The following is a 26,066-nucleotide window of genomic DNA, read 5'->3' as shown; positions in this document are numbered from 1 at the left end:
GATCCTTGCCTTGTGGGAGAGGCAGACGAAAGCAATCGGGCCGGAACTTTGTTCCGGCCCGATTTGTATTTTCAGATTGCGGTGCGGCGGGCGTGGTCGAGATAAATCTCGCGTAAACGCGCAGCCACCGGACCGGGCTTTCCGTCAGCAATGAGCTTATCGTCGATCACGGTAATCGGCGTCACAAAGGTGCCAGCACTCGTAAGAAAAGCTTCTTTCGCTGCATAGGCTTCATCAATGGTGAAAGGGCGCTCTTCAAGCTTTATACCTGTCTCGGCAATCAGTTGCAGCAATGAAAGCCGGGTGCATCCGGGCAGGACGGCATTGCTGTTAGGACGCGTGACGATCACGTCATCCTGTGTAACGATATAGGCAGTCGAAGAGGCGCCTTCGGTCACGTAGCCATCTTCAATCATCCAGGCTTCATCGCAGCCCGCGTTCTTGGCTATTTCCTTGGCAAGAGCCTGCGGCAAGAGGCAGACGGTCTTGATGTCGCGACGCTTCCAACGCAGATCGTCAAGCGACAACACGCGCGCACCGGTTTTCAATGCTGGCTTGTCGAGAAGCGATACCCACTGTGTGAAAAGAACCACTGAAGGCTTCATGTCTTTTGAAGGAACGAAGTCACGGTCGCGACCATCGCCGCGTGTCACCTGAAGATAGACCAGACCTTCGCTCAGATTGTTGCGGCGGATCAACTCGCGCTCAATCGCGACGATTTCCTCTTCGCTCATTGGCATCGGAATACCAATCTCGCCAGTCGAGCGGCGCAGGCGTCGCATATGCGGTTCGCTATCAACAAGCTTGCCGTCGAGCACTGCCGTCACTTCGTAGATACCATCACCGAAGAGAAAACCGCGATCGAAGATGGAAATACGGGCATCGCGGGCGCTGACATATTCGCCATTCACATAGACAATGCGGTCTTCAATTGCGTGAGCTGAAACGGCCATGATGAGGTCAATCCTGAAATGAAAAAGACTGCGAAGAACATCGCAGCCTTTTTCATATTCCTTCACACGGTGAAGCGAAACACATATTTTCAGAGCATTTCCAGCAAAAGTGCGAAGCGGTTTTGCTTAGGACCATGCGGTAGAGAAAATAGTGAGACGCAGTTCCAGCGCTTCAGTCTTAACTGGAACCCCTCTAAGCAGCCTGCGTTGCGGCAGTAATTGCTTCACCGCGAATTTCTTCGGTTAGCTTTAATCGAAGTTCGGAGAATGCCGGGCTGGCTTTGACCTGATAAGAGCGAGGATGTTCGATATCGACCGGTGTGATCGATTTGATCTTGCCAGGACGTGCAGTCATCGTGACCACGCGGGTTGCCATGAAGATGGCTTCTTCAATATCATGCGTGACGAAGATCACGGTCTTCTGCTCTCGCTCCCAGATACCAAGCAAAAGCTCCTGCATAAGGCCACGTGTCTGGTTATCGAGCGCGCCGAAAGGCTCGTCGAGAAGCAAGATTTTCGGATCGTTGGCAAGCGCGCGAGCAATCGCTGTGCGCTGTTGCATGCCGCCCGAAAGCTGCTTGGGCCAATGGTTTTCAAAGCCGCGCAAGCCGACCTTGTCGATGTAATTATCAACGATTTCGCGGGCCTGTTTTTCCGGAACGCCCTTTTCACGCAATCCAAAGCCAACATTCTGACGGATCGTGAGCCATGGGAAAAGCGTGTAGGACTGAAATACCATGCCCCGATCGGCGCTCGGACCCTTAACGGGCTGGCCTTCAAGTGTCACGGTACCAGTGCTTGGTTTGTCTAAGCCCGCAACGATACGCAGAAGCGTTGACTTTCCGCAGCCCGAAGGACCCAGTATGGTCACGAAATCATTCTTCGGAATGATGAGATCGGTTTCTTGCAGCGCCAGTGTAGGCTTGCCACCGTGCACACCAGGGAAGGTGCGGCTCACGCCCTTGATAACGAGTTCCTGCTCGGTTTTCGTAACCATTACGCAAACCTCCATGCAAAGAGCCAGCGGTTGAAATATTTGAAGGCGAGATCGGAAATCAGGCCGATGACACCAATCACGATGATGCCGAAGATGATCTGGCCGGTCGCCATCAGCGCTTGCGAATTGATGATCATGTAGCCGATGCCGGATGACGCGCCGATAAGCTCGGCAACGATCACATAAGTCCATGCCCAGCCGAGAACGAGGCGTAAGGTCTCCGCGATATCGGGAGCACTTGCAGGCATCAGCACGCGGCGGATGATGCCGCTGTCTTTCGCACCGAGCGTATAAGCAGCTTCAACCAGATCACGACGCGTGTTGGAAACAGTGACTGCGATCATGAGAATGATCTGGAACACCGCACCGATGAAAATAACCAGCAGCTTCTGAGTTTCACCAATGCCTGACCAGAGGATCAAAAGTGGCACGAAAGCTGATGCTGGCAAGTAGCGGGCGAAGGAAACGAACGGCTCCAGAAGCGCTTCGATCGGCTTATATGCACCCATCGCAATACCAAGCGGAATGGCGACAATGCTTGCCAGCACAAAACCACCCAGCACACGCCAGACTGTCATGCCGATATCGGACATGAAGCCCTGATTGACAATGAGATCCCAGCCGTCTTTGACCATGGTGATTGGGTCGGCAAGGAAGGTGGGAGAGACGAAGCCGCCAAGTGTGGCGATGCCCCAGAAGACGAAGAAGAGCACGAAAAACAGGATGCCCAGAAAAATTCTGGCTCCGTTTCCTATCGGTTGCATAGGCTGCATAGACATATCCGTTCAGTCAGACGGTCGCCGCCGTTTGGTAAGGGGCGCAAATTTAACAGACCCGGACATGACGTTCGGGTCTGCTTCACGGGTGCTGTTACTTGATAAAGCTGGTGTCGACAATGTCGTCGAGGTTTGGCTTCGTCTTGATGACGCCAGCTTCAAGCAGAAGGTCAGCGGCTTCTTTCGAGAATTCCTTGAATTCGCCTTCAAAGAATTTCTGATTAGCGGCCTTGTCCTGCCAGCGCAGATAGGCAGCAGACTTGCCAAAGTCTTCGCCCGACTGCTTTACGTCCTTGCCCATGATTTCGTAAGACTTGGCCTGATCCGAAGTGATCATTTCGAGTGCTTCAAAGTAGCTGTCGGCAAGTGCCTTGGCGGCCTGCGGGTTCTTTTCAAGGAAGTCAGGTGTACAGCCAACCGTGTCCATTACAGCTGGATATTCCAGCGTGGTCGCAAGAATCTTGCCTTTGTCGGGCGCGGCTCGGACCGTCGACAGATAAGGCTCATAGGTCATGGCAGCATCGTTCTGCCCGGCCACGAATGCCTGTGCTGCCGGTCCCGGCTCCATGTTGACAACTTTGACGTCCTTGGTCGTCATGCCATTCTTTGCAAGCATGAAGGCGAGGAAGAAATATGGCGATGTGCCCGGTGCAGAAGCGGCAATCGTCTTGCCCTTCAGATCGGCGAAGGAATTGACGTCCGCGCGAACGGCAATGCCGTCAGCACCATAGGACTTGTCCATCTGGAAAATCTGCTTGGATTTAACACCTGCCGAGTTCCAGATGATCCATGTTTCAACGGTTGTTGCGGCACATTGAATGTCACCAGAAGCCAGCGCCAGATGGCGGCTTGCCTGCGGGATCTTGTTAAGCGTGACGTTGAGGCCGTTTTTCTTGAAGATACCGGCTTCCTTGGCCAGCGTCAGCGGACCAAAGCCAGTCCAGCCTGAAAAGCCAATAGCGACATCTGTTTCTGCCTGCGCTGCAGAAGCGAAGGTAAGAGCTGCAACCGCAGCACCAGCCAACCAGGACGTTTTCATGTGCGAGTACCCCTTTTTATAGTGTTTTAAGCATATACATATTGCTTGCACCAAATTAGCAGGACCGTGGGCTCTGTCCAGAGAGACTGTCAAAGAATCCTGTTGCCGGGATTTCGATCAGAAAGCATGTAAGTGTTTGACTATGCTTCCATAATTGTGATCAGATAGGCTATTCCCTTACCAATAAGTTCCAGAGAAATCTGAGCCTCCCCCGACATGATTGAGCAATCATGCAGGCCCAGATGCGTGATTCCGTTGTCTGTTTTTAGATCTAAACTGCCTTCTGCACAGAAAATAAGCATAAGCTCATTTTTTGGCTCGACGATAACTGAGTCGTCAATTGTGAGGCGCTTGACCTGATGGGTGAAGCGCCCACGTCGTGTCATGACGTTGAGATCGGTGATGGTGCCTTCGATCAGGCGTGCACCCGATTTTGCATCTGCGGCAAAGGAAAAGGGAGCGGTCGTTGCCGTCAGGACAGTTTCGGTGCCCTCGACGTCAAGAACAATGCCGTCTCCCTCCAGCACCGACAATGTTCGGTCGATGCTGGGGAAAACAGAAAACGGACCGTCACTGGCTACCGTTGCAGTGGAGATACGCCAGTCGAAATTATCGACTGACGCTTCTTTTGGATGAATGGCAATTTCGACAGTCACGCCACCACCGTTTTTCCACGGCATGCGGCGATGGTCTTGTGCTTTCAGAACCGCAATCATCAGCCGAGCCATCCATTGGATGCTGCCCAGAATGCAACTGGTGCTGTCAGCAGGATGCTGAGAGCTGTGCGAATGTACCAGATGATAATCAGATCACGGAATTTTAGTGGGATCGATGTTGCCAGTACGCATGGGATGGAGGCCGAAAGGAAAAGAACCTGACTGACCGACACCACAGCGGCGACAAACTTGAGAGCCACGTCCGCATCCTTCAAAAGAATAGCAGGCAAGAACATCTCAGCAAGACCTGCCGCCATCGATTTGGCAGCGAGCATTGGGTCGGAAAACTGTGCGATCCACGTAAATGGATAGAGTGTGAGACCAAGCACATCGAAAATCGGCGTATACTTTGCAGCGAGTAGTCCGAGAAGACCGACCGCCATAATGCTCGGCAGAATCATCGCGGCCATACGCAGACCGTCGAGGAATGTTGCACCAAGCAGAGGCAGAAGCTTTGGCGCACCCTGCGCCTGCGTGATACCTGCATCGATAGCTGTCTCGATACGGCCCTTGCCTTCAGGCAGTGGAATATCCTTATCGGCAGGGTGGTTCATGCGGCTCAACGGCCAGATGCGGGCAGTGATTGCCGACACGATGAAGGTGACGAAAAAAGTCGTCCAGAAGTAGAGGTTCCACGCATCCATCAGGCCCAGTGTCTTTGCGACAATAATCATGAAGGTGGCGGAAACGGTCGAAAAGCCAGTGGCGACGATTGCCGCTTCACGGGCAGTATACTTGCCTTCCTTATAGACGCGGTCCGTGATGAGGAGTGCGAGCGAATAACTACCAACGAAAGAAGCGACAGCATCGATTGCTGACCAGCCGGGTGTGCGCCAGATGGGACGCATGACGGGCTGTACGATGATGCCTGTAAATTCGAGCAGGCCATAACCAATCAGGAAGGCCAGCGCCAGCGCGCCAATTGGAACAATCAGGCCGACCGACAGAACGAGCTTGTCGAAAAGGAAGGGCAGCATATCTGGCGTGAAAAGTGCTGCCGGGCCGATGTTGGCGAGATACATGGCAGTTGCAATGAGGCCGAGCAGACGCAGAACCGAGAAAATTCTTTCGGTCACACTCTTTTTCCACGTGCCCGTTACGAAAGGTGCGAAGGCACCATAAGCGATCAGCAGGCAGACGAAGACGAGAGCGGCAGGACGAAGCTGCGTCGCTATCGCAGTCGCGGCGTGGTCGAGCAGGATGGTCGATTTGCCACCAATAGTGACGGGTACAAAAAAGAAAAAGATGCCTATGAAGCTATATACGACCAGCTTCAAAGCCGCCGATCCACGAGAGGGCTCATTGCGGCCTAGCGTTACGTCTGTCATCGTTATTCCCCAGTATTTGCGTGTCTTAACCAGAGCGCGTTTCGATCTGATCCAATCAGATCAGCGCCCCAACTATTCGTTTAGAGACACGTCTCCCAAAACCGGTTCCCACTTTTGGAAGACGTACTTTAGCTATGAAAAAGGCGACCCATGAAGAGCCGCCTTTTATGAGAATGTTAATTGCCGAGGATGGCCGGGAGGCGCAGGCCCTGCTGCTTTGCCCAGTCGAGCGCAATCTCATAGCCGGCATCTGCATGACGCATGACGCCGGTTGCAGGATCATTCCACAAAACGCGACCGATGCGCTCATCCGCATCTTCCGTGCCATCACAGCAGATAACCATGCCGGAATGCTGGCTGAAGCCCATGCCGACGCCGCCACCGTGATGAAGTGATACCCATGTCGCACCCGATGCCGTGTTGAGCAGGGCATTGAGCAATGGCCAGTCGGAAACAGCGTCTGAGCCGTCCTTCATGGATTCGGTTTCGCGGTTTGGCGAAGCGACTGAACCAGAGTCCAGATGATCGCGACCAATGACGATTGGAGCTTTCAATTCGCCATTGCGAACCATTTCGTTGAAAGCGAGGCCGAGACGGTGACGATCACCGAGGCCAACCCAGCAGATGCGAGCAGGCAGGCCCTGGAACTCAATGCGTTCCTTCGCCATGTCGAGCCAGTTGTGCAGGTGCTTGTTGTCTGGCAGCAGCTCCTTCACCTTGGCATCGGTCTTGGCGATATCTTCCGGATCGCCGGAGAGAGCAGCCCAACGGAATGGTCCTACGCCGCGGCAGAACAGAGGGCGGATATAGGCTGGTACAAAGCCCGGGAAGGCAAATGCGTCTTCAAGACCTTCTTCCAGTGCCATCTGGCGGATGTTGTTGCCGTAATCGACGGTTGGAATGCCAGCATTCCAGAAGTCGAGCATGGCCTGAACCTGCACCTTCATCGAGGCGCGCGCAGCCTTCGCAACGCCCTTTGGATCGCTTTCCTGCCTGGCGCGCCATTCGGCAACAGCCCAGCCGATTGGCAGATAGCCATGCACAGGATCATGCGCCGAAGTCTGGTCGGTGACGATATCAGGACGGACGCCACGCTTAACGAGTTCAGGGAAAACGTCGGCAGCATTTCCGATCAGTGCGATAGACTTGGCTTCGCCAGCTTTGGTCCATTCGTCGATTTTAGCCAGTGCTTCATCGATGCTGTGGGTCTTTTCATCGACATAACGGGTGCGCAGACGGAAATCGGCGCGGGTTTCGTCGCACTCGACCGCAAGGCAGCAAGCGCCTGCCATGACGGCTGCCAGAGGCTGTGCGCCACCCATGCCGCCGAGGCCGCCGGTCAGGATCCATTTGCCTTTGAGGCTGCCGTCATAATGCTGGCGACCGGCTTCCACGAAGGTTTCGTAGGTGCCCTGAACGATGCCCTGCGCGCCGATGTAAATCCACGAACCGGCGGTCATCTGGCCGTACATGGCCAGACCTTTTTTATCCAGTTCATTGAAGTGATCCCAAGTCGCCCAATGCGGAACGAGATTGGAGTTGGCAATCAGCACGCGCGGCGCATCCTTGTGAGTGCGGAACACGCCAACCGGCTTGCCCGACTGTACCAGCAGGGTTTCGTCGTCGTTGAGTGTCTTCAAGGTTGCGACAATACGGTCGAAATCGTCCCAGGTGCGGGCAGCGCGACCGATGCCGCCATAGACAACCAGCTCATGCGGGCGTTCTGCAACATCAGGATCAAGATTGTTCATGAGCATACGCAGTGGTGCTTCGGTGAGCCAGCTCTTGGCGTTCAGCTCGGTTCCGCGCGGCGCGCGTACATCGCGTTCATTGTGACGTGGGTTGGACATGACTTCCCCTTTTCAAGACTTTAAAGTGGCGGCAACCTGTTCCAGTTGCTGCAAAATGGCTTTGAGATGGATGCGCAACAATTCCGCTTTGGCTTCGTCATAGGCGAAGGGCAGGGTTTCCGTTGCAAGATGGGTGGATTGAGCCAGTTCCATCTGAATGGCATGGACGCCGGTTTCAGGTTGTCCGTAATGGCGCGTCGTCCAGCCGCCTTTGAAGCGGCCATTGAGAATAGACGTGTAGTCGGCGGCGTTTTCGGTGACTTTTACAACAGCGGCTTCGATCCGCGGATCACAGGTTTTGCCCAAATCCGTGCCGACATTGAAGTCCGGTAGCTTACCGTCAAACAGGAACGGAATATGCGAGCGGATCGAGTGGCAATCATAGAGAATAGCCACGCCATGGATCGCTTTCACGCGCTCGATCTCTGCGGCAAGTGCATCATGATAGGGCTTGTGAAAACGAGCAACGCGGTCAGCAATATCGGCTTCTTTCGGTACTTCGCCATCTTTCCAGATGGCTGCGCCGTCAAAATCGGTCTCGGGGATCAGCGTTGTTGTGTTCTGCCCCGGATAAAGGCTTACACCTGCCGGATCGCGATTGGCGTCGATGCAATAGCGATGGAATGTGGCACGTACCGTTGTGATGTTATCCAGAAGTCCGTCATAGAGCCGATGAATATGCCAGTCGGTATCCGCGAGGATTTGGCCGTTGTCATTAAGGCGTGCCCAGATGTCATCCGGTACGTCGGTGCCGGTATGCGGCAAGCCGAGGATGACAGGCGAAGAGCCTTGGCGGACTTCATAAGCGCTCATCTTAAGCCTCCAGTGCAGGCAGGATGATTGCGCTGATGCTACCGGTGAAAGAACCGTCGGCAACGATTGCATTTGCAGCGGCGAGATCGTTGGCCATGTAGCGGTCAACCTCCAGCGTCGGAACTTTTGCGCGCAGGACTGCAATAGCTTTTTTCAGCTCAGGGCTGGTTTCCAGCGGGCCACGCAGTTCAATACCCAGAGCACCTGTCAGCGCCTCGATACCGATAATGGCATTGAGGTTTTCGGTCATCTGCAACAGACGGCGTGCGCCATGGCAAGCCATGGAAACGTGGTCTTCCTGATTGGCAGATGTGGGCGTGGAATCAACAGAGGCTGGATGCGCCATCTGCTTGTTTTCGCTCATGAGGGCCGCCGAGGTCACTTCTGCGATCATCAGGCCGGAATTGAGTCCTGGCTTTTTTGCAAGGAACGCAGGCAGGCCAAACGAGAGGGCAGGGTCAACCAGCAGCGCGATGCGACGCTGGGCGATGGCTCCAATTTCGCATACGGCAAGTGCGATTTGGTCTGCTGCAAAGGCAACGGGTTCTGCGTGGAAATTGCCACCGGAAACGACACTGTCATCGGAGAGAACGAGCGGGTTGTCCGTGACGGCATTGGCTTCAATTTCGAGCGTGCGTGCCGCCTGACGCAGAATGTCAAGACAAGCACCATCAACCTGCGGCTGGCATCGAATGCAATATGGATCCTGTACGCGCTGGTCGCCTTCGAGATGGCTTTCCCGAATGACGGAACCAGACAGAAGGTTGCGCAAGGCCGTTGCGGTGTCGATCTGACCCTGATGGCCGCGCAGCGTATGGATGTCAGGATGGAACGGTGCAGTCGACCCCATCGCGGCATCGGTTGAAAGCGCGCCGGTGACGAGTGCAGCCTGCAAGGCACGATGCGCACGGAACAGACCAGCCAGCGCCAATGCGGTTGAAGTTTGGGTGCCGTTGATGAGTGCGAGGCCTTCTTTGGCCGCAAGAACAACGGGCTTGAGACCAACTTTGCTAAGCGCGTCGGCGGCAGAAAGGCGAGCGCCCTGATAGAAGGCCTCGCCTTCACCAATCATCGCGGCTGCCATATGCGCAAGCGGTGCAAGATCGCCTGATGCGCCGACCGATCCCTTTTCCGGGATCACGGGAATAACGCCCTTTTCAAGCATGGATTCAATGAGGGTAATGAGTTCCGGGCGCACGCCTGATGCGCCGCGACCGAGCGAAATCAGCTTCAGTGCCATGATGAGACGCACGATGTTTTCGTCAAGCGGAGCGCCAACACCACAGCAATGCGACAAGATCAGATTGCGTTGAAGTGTTGCCACATCTTCTGGTGCGATACGGATGGAAGCAAGCTTTCCGAAGCCGGTATTGATGCCATAGACCGGTGCATCGCCAGCGGCGATTTCGGCGATACGTGCAGCAGCCTTTGCCACGCCTGCATGAAAGGAAGGATCAATGCGAACAGCGCTGTTTTCGCGATAGATTTGTTCAAGTGTCGCGAGCGAAACGTTGCCGGGCTTGAGAACAAGAGACATGGAAGGCTCCATTAGAGCGCATCCCGAAAAGTGTGAAACGGCTTTCGGAAAAGATGCGCGTTGAAACAATCAATCAGATTGTTGATCTGACGAAATCAGATCAGCGATCTATGGGTATGAATCAAATCTGGCCTTTGAAGACCCGCTTCCACAGCGGGTTGAAGCCGATGCGATAAACAAGCTCTGCTGGTCGCTCGACATCCCAGATGGCGAGGTCTGCGCTTTTGCCGACTTCAAGCGTGCCGGTTTGATCGAGGATACCAAGCGCACGCGCGGCCTCACGAGTGACGCCTGCAATGCATTCATCAACCGTCATGCGGAACAATGTTGCGCCCATATTCATGGTAAGCAGCAGCGAGGTCAGAGGCGATGTGCCGGGATTGTTATCGGTGGCGAGTGCCATCTTCGTGCCAGCCGCGCGGAAAAGCTCGACTGGCGGCTTTTGCGTTTCGCGGATGAAGTAATAAGCGCCGGGTAAGAGGACGGCTACAGTTCCGGATGCTGCCATGGCCGCAGCGCCGTCTGCATCGGTATATTCAAGATGATCCGCAGAAAGCGCATCATAGGATGCAGCAAGGGCACCTCCATGCAGATTGGAAAGCTGATCCGCGTGCAGTTTTACCGGCAGACCATAGCTCTTGGCGGCATCGAAAACGCGGGCGATTTCATCCGGTAGAAAGGCGATGCCTTCGCAGAAACCATCCACGGCATCAGCCAGATTTTCGGCTGCAATGACGGGAAGCATTTCATTGATGATCTTGTCGATGAAAGCTGCTTTGTCGCCATTCATTTCCGGCGGCAAGGCATGAGCGCCGAGGAAGGTCGTGCGGATAGCCACATTGCGCTCATCTGCCAGACGACGGGCAGCGCGCAGGGACTTTGTCTCGCTCTCTGTATCCAGACCGTAGCCGGACTTGACCTCGACAGTCGTTACGCCTTCGGCAATCAGTGCATCCAGACGCGGGAGAGTTTCGCGCACCAGGTCGTCTTCCGTTGCTGCGCGCAGGTTTTTAACTGACGAAACAATACCGCCGCCTGCACGGGCAACTTCTTCGTAAGTGGCACCATTCAGGCGCAGTTCAAATTCGTGCGCACGGTTGCCCGCATGAACCAGATGGGTATGGCAATCGACGAGGCCCGGTGTGACCAGTCGATTTTCGCAGTCAATTCTCTCGAAAGATGCATATTCGGTGGGAAGCACATTCTCGGGTCCGACATAAGCGATTTGTCCGTCTTTGACGACAAGCGCTGCCTTCTCAATAAGGCCCAGTCCCTCAGAGTTTTCATCCAGCGTGGCGATACGTGCGTTGCTGAGAATGTAGCTTGTTTTATCTGACATGAGCGTTTTCTCGCTTCCCCTGTTTTCAATAATGTATATACATATTAACGGAGCCGCCAAGAGAAAAAATGCATCCATTTGCGATCTGTTGAAAGATCCGCGTGTAAATTTGGCGAAATGAGGAGCTTGTTCAGATGTCATCTGCTGCCACAAAAACCCAATTTATCCATGCCGGTCAGGCGCTTCTGCAAGCAGGTTGGGTCAACGATGTGCGACTTGGCATTGCGGATGGAAAAATTGCCTCTGTGGAAACAGGTGTAGGCGCACAGTCGGGCGATGAAAGCCATGCTGTGATCATTGCCGGCATGCCAAATCTACACAGTCATGCATTTCAGTATGGCATGGCAGGATTGGCTGAGAAGCGTGGTCCCTCTGCTGACAGCTTCTGGAGCTGGCGCGAGATCATGTACAAGTTTGCGCTGACCATGACGCCAGAGCAGGCAGAAGCTGTCGCATTGCGGCTTTATGTGGATATGCTGGAAGCTGGCTTCACGCGTATCGGCGAATTTCATTATCTGCATCATGATCGCGACGGAACGCCTTACGGCAATATTTCTGAAATGGCTGACCGTATCGTTTCTGCGGCCAGCACGGCGGGTATCGGCCTGACATTGTTGCCCGTTCTCTACGCACATTCGACATTTGGTGGCGCAGAGCCGAATGAGGGTCAGCGTCGCTTCATCAATGACGAAGCCAGTTTCACTCGTCTGATCGAGGGCTGCCAGAAGGCACTGTCCGGATTTGATGGTGCTGTGCTTGGCGTAGCGCCACATAGTCTGCGTGCTGTGACGCCTGATGAGCTGACTTTCGCTGCAAATATTCTACCCGATGCGCCTGTCCACATTCATATTGCCGAACAGGTCAAAGAAGTTGACGACTGCATTGTCTGGTCGGGCCAGCGGCCTGTTGAATGGCTGCTTGATCACCAGGAATTGTCCTCGCGCTGGTGCCTTATTCACGCAACCCATATGACCGACGCGGAAACGGTGCGCATGGCTGAGGCTGGTGCGATTGCTGGTCTGTGTCCTGTGACAGAGGCAAATCTGGGTGACGGGACTTTCAATGCGACAGTGTTTGGTGCGGCAGGTGGCAAGTTTGGTATTGGCTCGGATTCCAACGTGCTGATTGGTATCGCCGATGAGTTACGCCAGTATGAATATTCGCAGCGTCTCCTGCATCGCAGTCGTAATGTTCTGGCTGAGAACGAAGGCTCGACGGGGCGCGCCCTGTTTGATGGTGCTGTAACCGGCGGCAATATCGCCATGGGGCGTGCAGGCGATTGCCTGAAGCTCGGAGCATCTGCCGATTTCATTTCGCTTGATATTGAACGCCAGCCTCATGCGAAGGGCGACACGCTGCTCGATGGCTGGATCTTTGCGGGTCGTGCGCGACCGGCTGATGTTTGGGTGCGTGGCGTGAAACAGGTGGAGGGCGGACATCATCGCTTGCGTGATGAAGCCGAGCGTGCTTTCCAGAAAGTAATCGGCGAATTGCTGGAATAAAAGGGGCGCATGATGCAGGACAATTCATCCAGAAGTGGCGAGCTGACCACATCCCTGCATCCTACGTCACTCCACCAGCGTATTCTGGATGATATTGAAACGCGCATCATCTCTGGCGAATGGCAGCCGGGCCATCGCATTCCGTTCGAGCATGAACTGACCGAATATTATAATTGTTCACGCATGACTGTGAATAAGGCGCTGACGCAACTGGCAAAAGCCGGGTTGATAGAGCGCAAGCGCCGATCCGGCAGTTTCGTGTCCTTTCCACAATCGCAAGCCGCCATTCTGGAAATTCATGATATTCGCGATGAGGTGGCAGCACTTGGTGTGCCCTATCGATATGAGCTGCTGACAAGACGCGATCGCTTGAGCGGCCCTGCGGACGCGAGACATATTGATATGCCGCGCCACACGCCGTTAATTGAACTTGTCTGTCTCCACTATGCCGGAAAGCGTGTCTTCGCGCTGGAAGAACGCTTCATCAGTCTCGATGCTGTGCCAAGTGCGGCAGATACCAATTTTGCTGAGCAATCGCCCGGGCCATGGCTGGTTGCCTGCGTGCCGTGGAGCAGTGCACAGCATTCCATTCGAGCTGTCGTCTCCACGCAGGACAATGCTGCAACACTTGGTGTTGCTGCCGGATCGCCTTGTCTTGTGGTCGAACGTCAGACGTGGAATGCAGATCAGCCGGTAACGCATGTGCGGTTCACCTATCCCGGTGACAGTCATGCACTCGTAGCGAAGTTTACGCCGTCGCAAGGCTAGAGCATTTCATGATTAAGTTAAATCATTAGAAATGCTCTATCTTTTTGTTTTTACGAACATCTTTCTCCGAAAACCGGTTCCTACTTTTCGGGATGTGCTCTGGGATTACAGATGTAACGTAATGTTATTACGCTTTCGGCATATTTCCACACAGCGCCTGCTAAAATGATAGTGCTCTGAATCTCTTAAGTGCATTTGTAAAGAATGTGATTCATTGGGCACCTTCAGCCAGATAAACTATCACGGTTCTTCTATCCTATTGATTTCATGCGTTATCGGATGAATAGCCAGTACGCAATTTGCCCGAATATCTTTCAAGAAAAAAGCCGCCGCAGAAGAAAGCGGCGGCCAAGTTGCGGCGAAATCTGGGTGGTGATCAGGCCGCGCGTTTAAGAGCATCTCTGATGACGGACACGATGGTGTCGATCTGTTCTTTTTCCACGATGAGTGGTGGGGAAAGAGCAATAACATCGCCGGTGACGCGGATCAGCAGGCCTTTTTCGAAGCAATCGGTGAAGACGTCATAAGCGCGTGCGCCTACAGCGCCTTCGCGCGACGAAAGCTCAATAGCGCCCACCAGACCAAGATTGCGGATGTCGATGACATTCGGCGCATCCTTGAGTGAATGCAGAGCGTTTTGCCAATGCTCGGCCAGTTCGGCACCGCGGGTCAACAGACCTTCTTCAGCATAGATTTCGAGCGTTGCAAGACCAGCAGCGCAAGCGACCGGATGGCCGGAATAGGTGTAGCCATGGAACAGTTCGATGGCGTTTTCCGGGCCAGTCATCAGAGCATCATGCACTGCGCGACTGGAAAAGACTGCGCCCATTGGAATGGCGCCGTTGGTCAGGCCCTTCGCAGTGGTTACCAGATCGGGAACGACACCGAAATAATCGACTGCGAACGGTGTGCCAAGGCGACCGAAGCCGGTGATGACTTCGTCATAGATCACGAGGATGCCATGCTTGTCAGCGGTTGCGCGGATGCGTTCCAGATAACCCTTTGGTGGGAGAACAACACCAGCAGAACCCGACATTGGTTCAACGATAACGGCTGCAATCTTTTCCGCACCATGCAGCTGGACCAGACGTTCAAGATCGTCGGCGAGCTCGATACCGTGTTGCGGCAGTCCCTTGGAGAAGGCATTGCGTCCGACATCGAGTGTATGGCGCATATGGTCGGCAGGGATTTGTGGGAAGACGCGACGGTTGTTGACAAGGCCACCCACGGAAATGCCGCCGAAGCCGACGCCGTGATATCCCTTTTCACGACCGATCACGAGGGTACGTGTGCCCTGACCGATTGCACGCTGATAGGCGATTGCAATCTTCAGCGCAGTATCGACAGATTCCGAACCGGAATTGGTGAAGAAGACGCGATCAAGCCTGGCATCCGGTCCGCCAGGCGCGATGGCTGCGAGTTTCTCTGCGAAATCGAACGCAACATTGTGGCCCATCTGGAAGGTGGGGGCGAAGTCCATGGTCGAAATCTGACGTTCGACTGCTTCGGTGATCCGCTTGCGGCCATGACCAGCGTTGCAGCACCAAAGACCAGCCGTGCCATCCAGAACCTGTTTGCCGTCGACATCGGTATAATACATGCCCGAAGCGCTTGCGAGCAGGCGGGGAGCGGCCTTGAACTGACGGTTGGCCGTGAACGGCATCCAGAAATTATCAAGACTTGGCGCGTTGGTATTGGTGAGCATAAGTACCTCCTGTTTTGAGAGCAGGAGGACACGCTTTGTCGAAGGCAACAAGTCCTTTTCTCTGGTAATTTAACTCATTGAAATTACGTACTTTGAAATCAAAGTTTGTGATATATCGAACATCATAAACAGTAAGAGGAACTGTCGATGAGCATCGATATTGGCGGCCGGCTTCGCTATGTGCGAATGCGACAGAATCTGTCCCAGCGAGAGCTGGCAAAACGGGCTGGCGTAACCAATTCTACCATATCGTTGATAGAGGCCAACCAGTCCAATCCATCCGTTGGCGCATTGAAGCGCATTCTTGACGGTATTCCGATTGGAATGGCCGAGTTTTTCGCGCTCGAACCGGATGCGCCACACAAGGTATTTTATCAGGCGGATGAGCTGATTGAAATTGGCAAAGGGCCAATTTCCTATCGTCAGGTTGGGGATCATCTCTTTTCGCGCTCTTTGCAAATCCTCAAAGAGCGCTACGAACCGGGTTCGGATACAGGTAAGGTTCTGCTCATGCATGAAGGTGAAGAGGGCGGGATTGTTATTGCTGGTCGCATCGAGGTCACGGTTGGCAGTGAACGACGCATTCTGGGACCGGGAGACGCCTATTACTTCTCAAGTAAGCTGCCCCATCGTTTCCGATGTGTGGGCCCGGTCGCCTGCGAAATTGTCAGCGCCTGTACACCCCCAAGCTTCTGATACTTAAATAGGCACGACCCACGAGCGTTTGATCTGCTGCATCGGAATTTCAGATTTTATGTTCCGGACGCCTTTGATCTTGCCGATATATTCCATCTGGAATTTTCTAAATCCTTCCAGATCGGGAGTGATGACTCGCAGCAGGAAATCGCAATCGCCAGCCATCAGGTGGCATTCCACAATCTGCGGCAACTTCTCAATGGCTTTAACGAAAGTTGCGACGGTTTCCTCATCCTGACCGGTCAGCCATATGCGGACATAGACTGTGAACCCCATGCCGAGCTTGGCAGCATCGACCAGTGCAACATAACGTTCAATGAAACCCGCATCTTCGAGTTGCTTAACCCGGCGCAGACACGGCGACGGCGACAGGCCAACACGCTCGGCAAGTTCGGTGTTGTTAATCTTGCCCTCCTGCTGGAGAACTCTGAGAATCGCACGGTCGATTGCGTCAATTGATGTTGGCATTTTAATGCGCCTGAATGAATATTGTTGGCATTATCAATCAATATACTGAGCATAGTGAGCGTAAAAGCAACAAAAATCTATGCGAGCTGGTGTATTTTTCCGACTCAAAATAAGCGACCTTGCTGATCTTCCGGAAGGAAATAATCAATGCGTAGTATGGATTTTGTCGAGGGGCAGAGTGGTATCTCTCGACAGTCTGAAACTTTGCGCGGCCTGCGGGAAGCAATTCCTGTCTTTTTAAGCTTCGTTCCGTTTGCTTTGCTGCTGGGTGCGCAAGCCACTCAAAAAGGCTTAAGCGCCATTGAAGTGCCGATGATGACGGGCCTGAATTTCGGTGGTGGTTCCGAGTTCGCGGCCATTGGTTTGTGGACATCGCCACCGCATATTCTGCTGATTGTTGCGATAACTTTTCTGGTCAATAGCCGCCATTTTCTGATGGGCGCAGCACTTGCTCCATTCATCAGGCATCTGCCGAAACGCAAGGCCTTTCTGACGCTGTTTTTCATGTGTGACGAGAGCTGGGCCATGGGACTTGCGGATGCGCGCAAGTCGGGCGGTCACTTCAGTATCCGTTATTATTTTGGCGCAGCACTGGGCCTGTATGTGACATGGATATTATTCACCACCGTTGGTGCGCTGGTTGGCCCTGTGCTTGGTGACGTTAAGCGCTTCGGCTTTGATATGGCATTTCCAGCCGTCTTTATCGTCATCCTCGCCGGTATGTGGAAAGGGCCTGTCGCGGCATTGCCCTGGCTGGTCAGTCTGGTAGTGGCAGGTATAACCTATCTCACCATTCCGGGCGCCTGGTATGTGCCAGCGGGTGTTGTCGCGGGGCTTATGGTTGCATGGCAGCAGGCGAAACCAGAATGATGATCGAACCCTCACACGCCATCACGATTCTGCTCATGGCTTCCGTGACCTATATGACGCGCATCGGTGGCTATATTTTTCTTCGCAATCGTACACTGAGCCCGCGCGCCCAATTGTTGTTGGAAAGCGCGCCGGGCTGCGTTCTGATCAGCGTTATTGCGCCGGATTTCGTTACCGGAAATCCTGCAGACATAATTGCATTATTACTGACGATTGCCGCTGCAACACGGTTCCCGATGCTGGTGACGGTAATCGTGGCCATCACTTCCGCAGGGCTGCTGCGCCATATGCTTGGCTGAACGAATAACCCAGAGCATTTCCTGTTTCAGATGAATCATTGGAAATGCTCTGTCTTTTTATGTTCGCAAACGTCGGAATCAGACCACTAGTTATATCGCGCAATGCTGAGATCGTCGGCGCGGATATCCGGTGTGTTGCCAGATATGAGGTCCGCCAGAAGTTTGCCGGAACCGCAGCCCATGGTCCAACCAAGCGTGCCGTGGCCTGCATTGATGAATACGTTGTCGTAACGAGTGGCACCGATGATCGGAGTTGAATCCGGGGTCATCGGGCGCAGGCCAGACCAGAAGGTTGCAGCCTTGAGATCACCGCCGGGGAACAGATCGCTGACGGAGAGATCAAGCGTTGCCCGACGCGCTGCTGGCAGGTCCTTGGTGAAGCCCGAGACTTCGGCCATGCCGCCCACGCGGATGCGGTCGCCAAGACGAGTGATGGCGATCTTGTAGCTCTCATCAAGTACGGTCGAGACCGGTGCCAGATCTTCATTGATGATAGGAGCTGTGATTGAATAGCCCTTAACCGGATAGATAGGCGCATTGAGGCCGAGTGACTTGACCAGAGCAGGCGTATAGCTGCCGAGTGCCACGACATAGCGATCGGCAGTGAGGACGCCTTCCGAGGTTTCGACACCCGACACTTTGCCGCCAGATATCAGCAGCGATTTGATATCGATGCCAAAGCGGAATTTTACGCCCAGACCTTCTGCAAGCTTGGCAAGTGCATTGGTGAATTTGAAACAGTCGCCCGTTTCGTCGTGGGGGAGGCGCAAACCGCCAACAAACTTGTCTCTGGCGCGGGCAAGAGCCGGTTCAACACGAACGCAATCGTCCTGGTCGAGGACTTCAAACGGTACGCCGTCCTGTCGCAGCACTTCAATATCCTTGCCGATACCGTCGAGCTGATACTGCTCACGGAACAGCTGCAAGGTTCCCTGTGTGCGTTGGTCGTATTGGATGCCGGTTTCATCACGCAGCGCGATCATGCAGTCGCGGCTATATTCGGCCACGCGCACCATGCGGGTTTTATTGACCTTGTATCGGCTCTCTGTGCAGTTCGCGAGCATCTGCAAAAGCCAGCTATACTGCTTGGGATCGGTTGTCAGACGAAGAACCAGCGGTGCATGTTTCTGAAACAACCACTTGGCAGCTTTCATCGGCACGCCTGGCGCTGCCCATGGCGAAGCATAACCCGGTGAAATCTGACCGGCATTGGCGAAGCTGGTTTCGAGTGCAGGGCCTTCCTCGCGGTCGATGACGGTGACTTCATGGCCGAGCCTGGCCAAATAATAAGCCGTGGTGACGCCGATGACGCCGCTGCCGAGAATGGTGATCTGCATGTTCGCCTCTTATTATTATGCTTGTTTTTTTGCTGCCAGACTATCCACGTAAACACGGGCATAGCGGTGGCCTAATGAAGTCAGGATTTCATAAGGGATGGTATCGCAATCATGCGCCACATCTTCGAGCCGCTGGTGCGGACCGACGAGTTCGACCAGACTGCCGAGCTTGAGTGTACCTTCTGGCAGTGCTGTTACATCAAGCGTGATTGAATCCATTGAAACACGACCGACGATTGGCAGGCGCGTATCGCCATAAAAGGCGGAGCCATTATTGCTCAAAGCGCGGAACCAGCCATCGGCATAACCGACTGCAATGGTTGCAATCTGCATAGGCTTGTCTGCGATGAATGTGCCGCCATAGCCGACCGCTGCGCCCTTATCGATGTCACGAACCTGAATGACGCGAGCCGAGAGCTCCAGCACGGGCTTGATCGGATTCTCACCCGTTGCCGGGCCGACACCGTAGAGTGCAACGCCGGGGCGCGCGAGATCGAAATAATAAGTGTTTTCGAGGAAACAGCCGCCGGAGTTGGAAAAGGCAACGGGCAGTTTTGGCAGGCGCGCAAGCGCTGCCGTCATTGCTGCCAGCTGGCGGGCATTGGCTGGACTTTCCGGCTCATCACCGCTTGCAAGATGACTGATGACAAACTTCACATCGATATGATCAAGCAAATGCTGATCATCGACAAGTTGATTGAGTTCACTCGCGGAAAGGCCAAGGCGCGACATGCCTGTGTCGATTTGCAGAAGAGCTGGCAGTTTTTCGCTCAAACTTGAGGCAAGTACCGACCAGTTTTCAATCTGTTCCAGGGAGTTGAGAACAGGCAAAATCTTTTCGCGGGCGCAGGCGGCTTCAGTGCCTGGCTGAAGGCCATTGAGCACGTAAATGGTCGCATCCGGATTGAGAAATGGCCTCAAAGCGATGGCTTCACCAAGGTGGGCCACGAAGAAATCGCGGCAGCCTGCTTCATAGAATGCAGGTGCCACCCGCTCGGCGCCCAACCCATAGGCATTTGCTTTCACAACCGCTGCGGCTCGTGTCGGCGCAATGCGGCTGGCGATGGCAGAATAGTTGTGGCGCAAGGCGGCCAGGTCGATGGTCAAAACGCCGCCGGCGGCCAGGTCGCGTTCAGTTTGAGAAAAATGCATCGACATATCGGTCATTTCCAGTGCACTCAGCTTGTTGGCGGGATGGACTGGATTTTATCCGCTTCCTCCCAAAAGCACAGCACGCAACAGACCTGACTATGAATTGTCCTGCCCAAGAAGCGCTAGATCTATGTTAGTAGAAGACTATTCGAATGTTTTTGCTATTTGTCGCAGATTATGCGAATTTTCGCACATGCTGCGCATCTATTAGCTATTTGGTTGAAGAATCTGCATGTCCGCACTTGATAACATCGACCGCAATATAATCCGCTGCCTTCGTCGGGAAGGACGCATGACCAATAGCCAGCTTGCAGCGGAGGTTGGCTTGTCGCAATCGGCATGTCTGCGCCGTGTGCAGATATTGGAGGAGAGTGGCGTCATTCGCGGATATACCGCGATTGTTGGTTCTTCAGGTGGTGATGAACGACTTGTAGCGATTGTCCGTATCACGCTGGATCGACAGACTGAAGAATATCTCAATCGCTTTGAAGAGGCTGTGCGCCGTCATCCAGAAGTGCAGGAATGTTACCTGATGACAGGCGATGCCGATTATATTCTGCGAGTTGAAGCCGAGAACGCGGCGTCTTATGAAATCATTCACAAGGAAATATTGTCGCGTCTGCCAGGAGTAGCGCGTATTCATTCGAGCTTTGCAATTCGCACAGTGCTTCTGTCGAAAACACCGCCCTCACGCACATAAAAAAGCCCGGCAAACTGCCGGGCTTTTGTTTTAAGTAACTGGGCTGTTTCTTAACGGAATTCGTAGCGGAGACCTGCCCGGACTGTGTGAATATTAAATCCATTGTCTTTGGCTTGTGTTCCAGTCGCGCCTGGACCTTCAACATTGCCAAACGGGTTCGTGCTGCGGTCTGCGGCATCGTAACCATAGGCTTTTCCGCCGTTCACACGCAGATAGCGATAACCAAGATCAAGCTTGAGCTGATCGGTCAAATCGTAGCTCACACCAGCCATCAACGCCATGGCAAAACGCCAGCTGTCGAGGCCTTCTTTCTCGCTCGAATAGGTGCAACCAGCGCAGACTTCGTGAGATTTGAACGTGTCATAGTTTACGAAAGCGGCACCAAGACCGGCTCCGAGATATGGCGTGACCATTCCAACCTTTGGCAGATCGACATAGGCGTTTGCCATTGCGGTCCAGACGTTTGCAGTCGAGGAATCTTCATAATGGCAATTGTCTTCAATAAGGTTGAAGCCCTTGGCGGCTTTTACATAGCTTGGGCAATCGGTTTTACCCTTGATGCCAGCACGGAAAAAGTCCAGCGTTGCATCTGTGCGGAACATCTCGTTGAAACGATAGCCGACACCCACGCCATAAGATGCGCCGCCTTTAAGCTTGAAACCGTCATACCGCAAAGTGTCATCGATGCCACGATAAGGTGGATCAAACTGGTTCCAGAAGGCCCAGTCACCATCAGTATTGTTCTTGAAATTATAGCCGATATCGCCGCGAATATACCAGCCGGAGGCAACAGGGACAGGCGCTATTGCGACCGGCTCCTCAAAAATGATGTCAGCTGCGTGCGCTCCATTCGCACCGATTAGCACCCCACATGCTAAGAGCGCTATCGCGGAAACATATTTCATCTACCCAACTCCAACCGAAAATAATCACGGTTCCCGAACCGTTGGCTAAAGAAGGTAAATGAATATGCTTAAACTATCGTTACTTCTTATTAGCTAGCACTAAACTTACAGTAGTATTATATGCATGCAAACTAATATATAGGCGCTGTAAAACCCGGACTGAGCCGGGTTTTACACTTTTTACTTGAAATCGACCGAGTGAATAACCGACTGGTCAATATCGTTAATGTTACGCTTGCCGCAAAGCGCCATGGTGATATCAAGTTCTTTGCGGATGATTTCCAACGCCAGCGTCACGCCTTCCTTGCCCATGGCACCCAGACCATAAAGGAATGGACGGCCGATGAAGACACCCTGTGCCCCAAGTGCACGGGCTTTCAGTACATCCTGACCTGAGCGGACACCACCGTCCATGTGGACTTCGATCTTGTCGCCCACGGCGTCAACAATTGGCTTGAGCATCGAAATCGAGGAGACTGCACCATCAAGCTGACGGCCGCCATGGTTGGATACGATAATCGCATCGGCGCCGGTCTTCGCTGCCATCTGGGCATCTTCAACATCGAGTATGCCCTTGAGAATAAGCTTGCCACCCCATTGCTCTTTGATCCATGCGACATCGCTCCAGTTGAGCTGCGGATCAAACTGTTCCGCAGTCCATGAAGCGAGCGAAGAGAGGTCGGCCACATTCTTGGCGTGGCCTGCAATGTTGCGGAATGTACGGCGCTGCGTGCCAAGCATACCCATGCACCAGCCGGGACGGGTTGCCATCTGCCAGATGTGCTTTGGTGTGAACTTTGGCGGAGCGGACAGCCCATTGCGCAAATCTTTGTGGCGCTGGCCGAGAATCTGAAGGTCAAGCGTGAGGACCAATGCGGAACAACCGGCAGCCTTGGCGCGGCTGATCAGGTTCTTCACGAACTCGCGGTCTTTCATCACATAGAGCTGGAACCAGAATGGCTTCCTGGTCACCGATGCCACATCTTCGATGGAGCAAATGCTCATCGTGGAAAGTGTGAAAGGAACGCCGAAGGCTTCAGCAGCCTGCGCTGCGAGCATTTCACCGTCTGCGTGTTGCATGCCGGTGAGGCCAGTTGGGGCGAGGGCGACAGGCATAGCTACCTTTTCGCCGATCATTGTTGTTTCAAGCGAGCGATTGGTCATGTCGACCAGCACGCGTTGACGCAACTTGATCTTTGCGAAATCAGCCTCGTTTGCGCGATAAGTAGACTCAGTCCATGCGCCGGAATCTGCATAATCGAAGAACATTTTCGGGACACGGCGCTGTGCAAGCCGCTTTAGATCGGCGATCTCAACGATGTTGGGCATTCTCCCACCCCTTGTGGTCAGTTTTCTTTACCAATCGCATGAAGGATTGCGCGCCTGAAATCAAGTGCGAACCATCAGCGCAACCGCAATCACTCCAATGTTTTATTCTGATGCACAGTTTCGCCCTGAACTCGTTGCACACTTTTTGGGGAGCGCACTATTTGATGGCTTGCTTAATTCCACTATACTACCAGATTAGTTTTCTGGGCTATCAGACGCGTTGTATGATTGGAATTTTGATGTCCTGTCAGAACGAGCAAAGAGACCTTTGCGACAATGATTGGCTATTTTTGGCGCATTGTGGTCGTTGAAAGAGTGAAAAATGTTGCATGGTTATGAGATACTCGTTGAGTGTGAAAAGCTATGCGATTGAGGATGATGACATGAGCAAAGCTGCGGGAACCAAGTTCATTGGCAAGCGATCAAGCGCCGCAGGTGGCTGGGGTGCATTGAAGAGCTGTGGCAAGCAATTGCTTGCCAGCGGGGCGCCGCTTACGGGTGCACGCGCTCTTCTCAAGGCTAACCAGCCCGACGGGTTCGATTGCCCGGGTTGCGCATGGGGTGATCCGGAGCATGGTTCGTCGTTCGAGTTTTGCGAAAACGGTGTGAAAGCGGTGGCCTGGGAAGCAACCGACAGACGCACAACGCCGAAATTTTTCACCGAACATACAGTTTCCGAACTGCAATCATGGACCGATTATACGCTTGAGAATACCGGACGCCTGACGCATCCGATGCGCTACAATCCAGCAACCGACAAGTATGAAGCGGTTGAATGGGATGAAGCTTTTGCGGCTATTGGCGACATATTGAATAGCTTTGATACGCCGGATCGTGTGGAATTTTACACATCGGGTCGCGCGTCTAATGAGGCGGCATTTCTTTATCAGCTTTTCGTACGTGCTTATGGCACGAACAATTTTCCTGACTGCTCGAACATGTGCCATGAGGCCAGCGGTGTGGCACTCAGTCAATCGGTAGGGGTGGGTAAAGGCACAGTTCTGCTTGAGGATTTCGAACAGGCTGACGCGATTTTTGTGGTTGGGCAGAATCCCGGTACAAATCATCCCCGCATGCTTGGTGATCTGCGCCGCGCTGCTGAGCGCGGTGCCCGTATTGTTGTTTTCAATCCGGTCCGGGAGCGTGGGCTGGAGCGTTTTGCTGATCCCCAAGACAAGCTTGAAATGATGCATGGCGGCAGCGAAGCTATCGCCAGCGATTATTATCAACCACGTCTGGGGGGCGACCTTGCCGCATTTCGTGGCATGGCCAAAGCGGTTTTTGCGGCTGATGATGCCGCTCTTGCCGCCGGAGAGCCTTCCGTTCTCGATCGAGCATTTTTAGCGGAGCACACGGCAGAACTTGAAGCCTATCGGACCGCTGTTGATGCGACATCGTGGGAAGATATTGAGGACCAGTCGGGCCTTTTGCGCCAGTCGTTGGAGCATGCTGCGCGTATTTACATGCAGGCCGGCAAGGTCATTTGTACCTGGGCCATGGGCATTACGCAGCATCGTCACTCGGTAATCACGATTCGTGAGATTACCAATTTTATGCTGCTACGCGGCAACATTGGAAAGCCGGGAGCCGGTCTGTGTCCGGTTCGCGGCCATTCCAATGTGCAAGGCGATCGTACTGTGGGTATCAATGAACGCCCTTCCGCAGCGTTTCTTGATGCACTGGAAAAGGAATTCGGCTTTAAAGCACCGCGCGAACCGGGCCACAATGTGCTTGGCGCAATTGGCGCGATGCTCGACGGATCGGCGAAAGCTTTCATCGCGCTGGGCGGAAACTTCGCGCGTGCAACGCCTGACAGTCCGATGATTATCAAGGCACTTTCAAGCCAGAGACTGACCGTTCACATTGCTACGAAGCTCAACCACTCGCATCTTTTGCCGGGACAGGATTCGTTCATTCTTCCATGTCTGGGGCGTACAGAGATTGATCTTAATTCCATAGGTGTTGCGCAGATTGTAACGGTCGAGGATTCCATGAGCATGGTTCATGGATCGGGTGGCATCAATCACCCCGCTTCGGCGCTACTTCGCTCGGAAGTTGCGATCGTTGCCGGTATGGCGAATGCAACATTGGGTCCAAAGCCGGTCGATTGGCTGGAGCTTGCCGATGATTACGATCTGATCCGCGATCACATGGCGCGCGTCTTGCCCGGCTTCTACGATTTTAATGTGCGTGTTCGGGTACCGCGTGGATTCCATTTGCGCAATGCAGCGCGGGAACTGGAATGGGTGACGCCAAACGGTAAAGCGAACTTCTGGAGCGGTGCGATGCCGGAGGCTGTCGAGCATCAGCAGGCGCGTGAGAAGCCGGGACACTATGTCTTGCAGACTTTCCGCAGTCACGATCAGTACAACACGACAATTTATGGCATGGATGACCGCTATCGGGGTATTTATGGCGAGCGACAGGTTGTTTTTATGAACCCCGCCGATATGTCGGACATCGGTGTCGAAGCTGGCGATCGTGCCGATATTGTTGGCGACTTTAAAGACGGTGTTGAGCGGATTGCACGCGACTTCCGCTTTGTTCCGTATGATATACCGCGAGGATGTATTGCCGGCTACTATCCGGAGATGAATGTGCTGGTGCCGCTCGGTAGTGCTGGCGACGAGAGCGACACCCCAACATCAAAATCAGTAATTGTTTCCTTCCGTCCTTTGCAGACGGTGAGCGCTTAATGGAAGAAGCCGAATATATGGCAATGGTGGATGCCATTGAGGCTGCATCGGGCAAGATTTCGCGGCTGGGCGCTGGTATTGTTGCTGCGCTCGCGCTTGATATAGCATCGGATAGCCGCAGTTTTTCACGAATACTTGGAGTAGCTCACGCTCTTGTGTTGCGTGAGGTTGTAGCACTTAGCGCCGATGGAGGTTATATCGACGTTCGACAGCGTGATGAACGAACGCAACGCACACGTTATGAGCTGAACAGAACGGGCAATCGGCTTATTGAAGAAATACAACTGTAGT

At 53.7% G+C, this 26,066-nt stretch carries 24 protein-coding genes; 8 read left to right on the top strand and 16 right to left on the bottom strand.

The genetic code is table 11. The features are described 5' to 3' along the window. Nucleotides 1-71 precede the first annotated feature (71 nt). The 10 genes from CEV32_RS14720 to hutI form a co-directional block, all read right to left on the bottom strand. Complete coding sequence (locus CEV32_RS14720) at nt 72-953, bottom strand: D-amino-acid transaminase (RefSeq protein WP_094577904.1); 882 nt, start codon at nt 951-953, stop codon at nt 72-74. 193 nt (nt 954-1,146) lie between these two features. Further along, complete coding sequence (locus tag CEV32_RS14715; RefSeq protein WP_094577833.1) at nt 1,147-1,950, bottom strand: ABC transporter ATP-binding protein; 804 nt, start codon at nt 1,948-1,950, stop codon at nt 1,147-1,149. Beyond that, on the bottom strand, nt 1,950-2,723 hold the full coding sequence (locus tag CEV32_RS14710; protein ID WP_094577832.1) for an ABC transporter permease: 774 nt from the start codon (nt 2,721-2,723) through the stop codon (nt 1,950-1,952). The genes CEV32_RS14715 and CEV32_RS14710 overlap by 1 nt, the downstream gene beginning before the upstream one ends. Nucleotides 2,724-2,820: 97 nt before the next feature. Further along, complete coding sequence (locus CEV32_RS14705) at nt 2,821-3,765, bottom strand: ABC transporter substrate-binding protein (RefSeq protein ID WP_094577831.1); 945 nt, start codon at nt 3,763-3,765, stop codon at nt 2,821-2,823. Nucleotides 3,766-3,905: 140 nt separating this feature from the next. After that, entirely contained in the window at nt 3,906-4,484 is a 579-nt protein-coding gene (locus CEV32_RS14700) for a HutD/Ves family protein (protein WP_094577903.1), read from the bottom strand. Further along, nucleotides 4,481-5,809, bottom strand: coding sequence for a YjiH family protein (locus CEV32_RS14695; protein ID WP_094577830.1), 1,329 nt, complete (start codon nt 5,807-5,809; stop codon nt 4,481-4,483). The genes CEV32_RS14700 and CEV32_RS14695 overlap by 4 nt, the downstream gene beginning before the upstream one ends. Nucleotides 5,810-5,985: 176 nt before the next feature. Continuing rightward, entirely contained in the window at nt 5,986-7,659 is a 1,674-nt protein-coding gene (gene hutU / locus CEV32_RS14690) for a urocanate hydratase (protein ID WP_094577829.1), read from the bottom strand. 12 nt (nt 7,660-7,671) lie between these two features. Beyond that, nucleotides 7,672-8,472: an N-formylglutamate deformylase gene (gene hutG / locus CEV32_RS14685; RefSeq protein ID WP_094577828.1), complete on the bottom strand. Its 801-nt coding sequence runs from the start codon at nt 8,470-8,472 to the stop codon at nt 7,672-7,674. Between the two features lies 1 nt (nt 8,473). Next, nucleotides 8,474-10,009 (bottom strand): histidine ammonia-lyase, encoded by a 1,536-nt coding sequence (hutH, locus tag CEV32_RS14680; RefSeq protein ID WP_094577827.1) that lies wholly within the window; start codon nt 10,007-10,009, stop codon nt 8,474-8,476. 121 nt (nt 10,010-10,130) lie between these two features. Beyond that, the gene (gene hutI, locus CEV32_RS14675) at nt 10,131-11,348 is read right to left on the bottom strand and encodes an imidazolonepropionase (RefSeq protein WP_094577826.1); all 1,218 of its coding nucleotides are present in this window, start codon (nt 11,346-11,348) and stop codon (nt 10,131-10,133) included. Nucleotides 11,349-11,482: 134 nt separating this feature from the next. Between hutI and CEV32_RS14670 the strand changes: the two genes are divergently transcribed. Both CEV32_RS14670 and hutC read left to right on the top strand, forming a co-directional pair. Continuing rightward, nucleotides 11,483-12,850 carry a formimidoylglutamate deiminase gene (locus CEV32_RS14670; protein ID WP_094577825.1) on the top strand — a complete coding sequence of 456 codons (1,368 nt, stop codon included), beginning with the start codon at nt 11,483-11,485 and terminating at the stop codon, nt 12,848-12,850. Between the two features lie 12 nt (nt 12,851-12,862). Continuing rightward, entirely contained in the window at nt 12,863-13,618 is a 756-nt protein-coding gene (gene hutC / locus CEV32_RS14665; protein ID WP_094577902.1) for a histidine utilization repressor, read from the top strand. A gap of 376 nt (nt 13,619-13,994) precedes the next feature. Here the strand turns inward: hutC and CEV32_RS14660 are convergent, their stop codons facing one another. Beyond that, on the bottom strand, nt 13,995-15,323 hold the full coding sequence (locus CEV32_RS14660; protein WP_094577824.1) for an aspartate aminotransferase family protein: 1,329 nt from the start codon (nt 15,321-15,323) through the stop codon (nt 13,995-13,997). 147 nt (nt 15,324-15,470) lie between these two features. Between CEV32_RS14660 and CEV32_RS14655 the strand changes: the two genes are divergently transcribed. Then, nucleotides 15,471-16,019 (top strand): cupin domain-containing protein, encoded by a 549-nt coding sequence (locus tag CEV32_RS14655; RefSeq protein WP_094577823.1) that lies wholly within the window; start codon nt 15,471-15,473, stop codon nt 16,017-16,019. 3 nt (nt 16,020-16,022) lie between these two features. Here the strand turns inward: CEV32_RS14655 and CEV32_RS14650 are convergent, their stop codons facing one another. Then, the gene (locus CEV32_RS14650; RefSeq protein WP_094577822.1) at nt 16,023-16,487 is read right to left on the bottom strand and encodes an Lrp/AsnC family transcriptional regulator; all 465 of its coding nucleotides are present in this window, start codon (nt 16,485-16,487) and stop codon (nt 16,023-16,025) included. Nucleotides 16,488-16,643: 156 nt separating this feature from the next. Here CEV32_RS14650 and CEV32_RS14645 point away from each other — a divergent pair, with 156 nt between their 5' ends. Continuing rightward, a complete protein-coding gene (locus CEV32_RS14645; RefSeq protein ID WP_094577821.1) occupies nt 16,644-17,357 on the top strand; it encodes an AzlC family ABC transporter permease in 714 nt (237 codons plus the stop codon). After that, on the top strand, nt 17,357-17,656 hold the full coding sequence (locus CEV32_RS14640) for an AzlD family protein (protein WP_094577901.1): 300 nt from the start codon (nt 17,357-17,359) through the stop codon (nt 17,654-17,656). Before CEV32_RS14645 ends, CEV32_RS14640 begins: the two co-directional genes overlap by 1 nt. Nucleotides 17,657-17,742: 86 nt before the next feature. Here the strand turns inward: CEV32_RS14640 and CEV32_RS14635 are convergent, their stop codons facing one another. Continuing rightward, a complete protein-coding gene (locus CEV32_RS14635) occupies nt 17,743-18,993 on the bottom strand; it encodes a D-amino acid dehydrogenase (protein ID WP_094577820.1) in 1,251 nt (416 codons plus the stop codon). Nucleotides 18,994-19,008: 15 nt separating this feature from the next. Continuing rightward, nucleotides 19,009-20,160 carry an alanine racemase gene (gene alr / locus CEV32_RS14630; RefSeq protein WP_094577819.1) on the bottom strand — a complete coding sequence of 384 codons (1,152 nt, stop codon included), beginning with the start codon at nt 20,158-20,160 and terminating at the stop codon, nt 19,009-19,011. A gap of 217 nt (nt 20,161-20,377) precedes the next feature. Between alr and CEV32_RS14625 the strand changes: the two genes are divergently transcribed. Beyond that, nucleotides 20,378-20,845, top strand: coding sequence for an Lrp/AsnC family transcriptional regulator (locus CEV32_RS14625; protein ID WP_094577818.1), 468 nt, complete (start codon nt 20,378-20,380; stop codon nt 20,843-20,845). Between the two features lie 50 nt (nt 20,846-20,895). On the opposite strand, the gene CEV32_RS14620 is transcribed toward CEV32_RS14625, so the two are convergent. Together CEV32_RS14620 and CEV32_RS14615 are read right to left on the bottom strand one after the other, a co-directional pair. Further along, on the bottom strand, nt 20,896-21,750 hold the full coding sequence (locus CEV32_RS14620; RefSeq protein ID WP_094577817.1) for an outer membrane protein: 855 nt from the start codon (nt 21,748-21,750) through the stop codon (nt 20,896-20,898). A gap of 180 nt (nt 21,751-21,930) precedes the next feature. Continuing rightward, nucleotides 21,931-23,079 (bottom strand): alpha-hydroxy acid oxidase, encoded by a 1,149-nt coding sequence (locus CEV32_RS14615; protein WP_094577816.1) that lies wholly within the window; start codon nt 23,077-23,079, stop codon nt 21,931-21,933. A gap of 383 nt (nt 23,080-23,462) precedes the next feature. Here CEV32_RS14615 and CEV32_RS14610 point away from each other — a divergent pair, with 383 nt between their 5' ends. Continuing rightward, on the top strand, nt 23,463-25,775 hold the full coding sequence (locus CEV32_RS14610) for an FdhF/YdeP family oxidoreductase (protein WP_094577900.1): 2,313 nt from the start codon (nt 23,463-23,465) through the stop codon (nt 25,773-25,775). Continuing rightward, the gene (locus CEV32_RS14605) at nt 25,775-26,065 is read left to right on the top strand and encodes a hypothetical protein (RefSeq protein ID WP_094577815.1); all 291 of its coding nucleotides are present in this window, start codon (nt 25,775-25,777) and stop codon (nt 26,063-26,065) included. Before CEV32_RS14610 ends, CEV32_RS14605 begins: the two co-directional genes overlap by 1 nt. The last annotated feature ends 1 nt before the right edge of the window (nt 26,066 follow it).

Origin of the sequence: Brucella rhizosphaerae (assembly GCF_002252475.1) — a bacterium.
Classification (GTDB): domain Bacteria; phylum Pseudomonadota; class Alphaproteobacteria; order Rhizobiales; family Rhizobiaceae; genus Brucella; species Brucella rhizosphaerae.
The sequence above is the reverse complement of the archived record's forward strand: the minus strand, read 5'-3'. Positions and strand labels throughout refer to the sequence as shown.

What these genes read in the sequence shown, in the direction of transcription:
- CEV32_RS14720 (WP_094577904.1), bottom strand. Translation starts at nt 953, where the DNA reads ATGGCCGTTTCAGCTCACGCAATTGAAGACCGCATTGTCTATGTGAAT.
- CEV32_RS14715 (WP_094577833.1), bottom strand. Translation starts at nt 1,950, where the DNA reads ATGGTTACGAAAACCGAGCAGGAACTCGTTATCAAGGGCGTGAGCCGC.
- CEV32_RS14710 (WP_094577832.1), bottom strand. Translation starts at nt 2,723, where the DNA reads ATGCAGCCTATGCAACCGATAGGAAACGGAGCCAGAATTTTTCTGGGC.
- CEV32_RS14705 (WP_094577831.1), bottom strand. Translation starts at nt 3,765, where the DNA reads ATGAAAACGTCCTGGTTGGCTGGTGCTGCGGTTGCAGCTCTTACCTTC.
- CEV32_RS14695 (WP_094577830.1), bottom strand. Translation starts at nt 5,809, where the DNA reads ATGACAGACGTAACGCTAGGCCGCAATGAGCCCTCTCGTGGATCGGCG.
- hutU (WP_094577829.1), bottom strand. Translation starts at nt 7,659, where the DNA reads ATGTCCAACCCACGTCACAATGAACGCGATGTACGCGCGCCGCGCGGA.
- hutG (WP_094577828.1), bottom strand. Translation starts at nt 8,472, where the DNA reads ATGAGCGCTTATGAAGTCCGCCAAGGCTCTTCGCCTGTCATCCTCGGC.
- hutH (WP_094577827.1), bottom strand. Translation starts at nt 10,009, where the DNA reads ATGTCTCTTGTTCTCAAGCCCGGCAACGTTTCGCTCGCGACACTTGAA.
- hutI (WP_094577826.1), bottom strand. Translation starts at nt 11,348, where the DNA reads ATGTCAGATAAAACAAGCTACATTCTCAGCAACGCACGTATCGCCACG.
- CEV32_RS14670 (WP_094577825.1), top strand. Translation starts at nt 11,483, where the DNA reads ATGTCATCTGCTGCCACAAAAACCCAATTTATCCATGCCGGTCAGGCG.
- hutC (WP_094577902.1), top strand. Translation starts at nt 12,863, where the DNA reads ATGCAGGACAATTCATCCAGAAGTGGCGAGCTGACCACATCCCTGCAT.
- CEV32_RS14660 (WP_094577824.1), bottom strand. Translation starts at nt 15,323, where the DNA reads ATGCTCACCAATACCAACGCGCCAAGTCTTGATAATTTCTGGATGCCG.
- CEV32_RS14655 (WP_094577823.1), top strand. Translation starts at nt 15,471, where the DNA reads ATGAGCATCGATATTGGCGGCCGGCTTCGCTATGTGCGAATGCGACAG.
- CEV32_RS14650 (WP_094577822.1), bottom strand. Translation starts at nt 16,487, where the DNA reads ATGCCAACATCAATTGACGCAATCGACCGTGCGATTCTCAGAGTTCTC.
- CEV32_RS14645 (WP_094577821.1), top strand. Translation starts at nt 16,644, where the DNA reads ATGGATTTTGTCGAGGGGCAGAGTGGTATCTCTCGACAGTCTGAAACT.
- CEV32_RS14640 (WP_094577901.1), top strand. Translation starts at nt 17,357, where the DNA reads ATGATCGAACCCTCACACGCCATCACGATTCTGCTCATGGCTTCCGTG.
- CEV32_RS14635 (WP_094577820.1), bottom strand. Translation starts at nt 18,993, where the DNA reads ATGCAGATCACCATTCTCGGCAGCGGCGTCATCGGCGTCACCACGGCT.
- alr (WP_094577819.1), bottom strand. Translation starts at nt 20,160, where the DNA reads ATGACCGATATGTCGATGCATTTTTCTCAAACTGAACGCGACCTGGCC.
- CEV32_RS14625 (WP_094577818.1), top strand. Translation starts at nt 20,378, where the DNA reads ATGTCCGCACTTGATAACATCGACCGCAATATAATCCGCTGCCTTCGT.
- CEV32_RS14620 (WP_094577817.1), bottom strand. Translation starts at nt 21,750, where the DNA reads ATGAAATATGTTTCCGCGATAGCGCTCTTAGCATGTGGGGTGCTAATC.
- CEV32_RS14615 (WP_094577816.1), bottom strand. Translation starts at nt 23,079, where the DNA reads ATGCCCAACATCGTTGAGATCGCCGATCTAAAGCGGCTTGCACAGCGC.
- CEV32_RS14610 (WP_094577900.1), top strand. Translation starts at nt 23,463, where the DNA reads ATGAGCAAAGCTGCGGGAACCAAGTTCATTGGCAAGCGATCAAGCGCC.
- CEV32_RS14605 (WP_094577815.1), top strand. Translation starts at nt 25,775, where the DNA reads ATGGAAGAAGCCGAATATATGGCAATGGTGGATGCCATTGAGGCTGCA.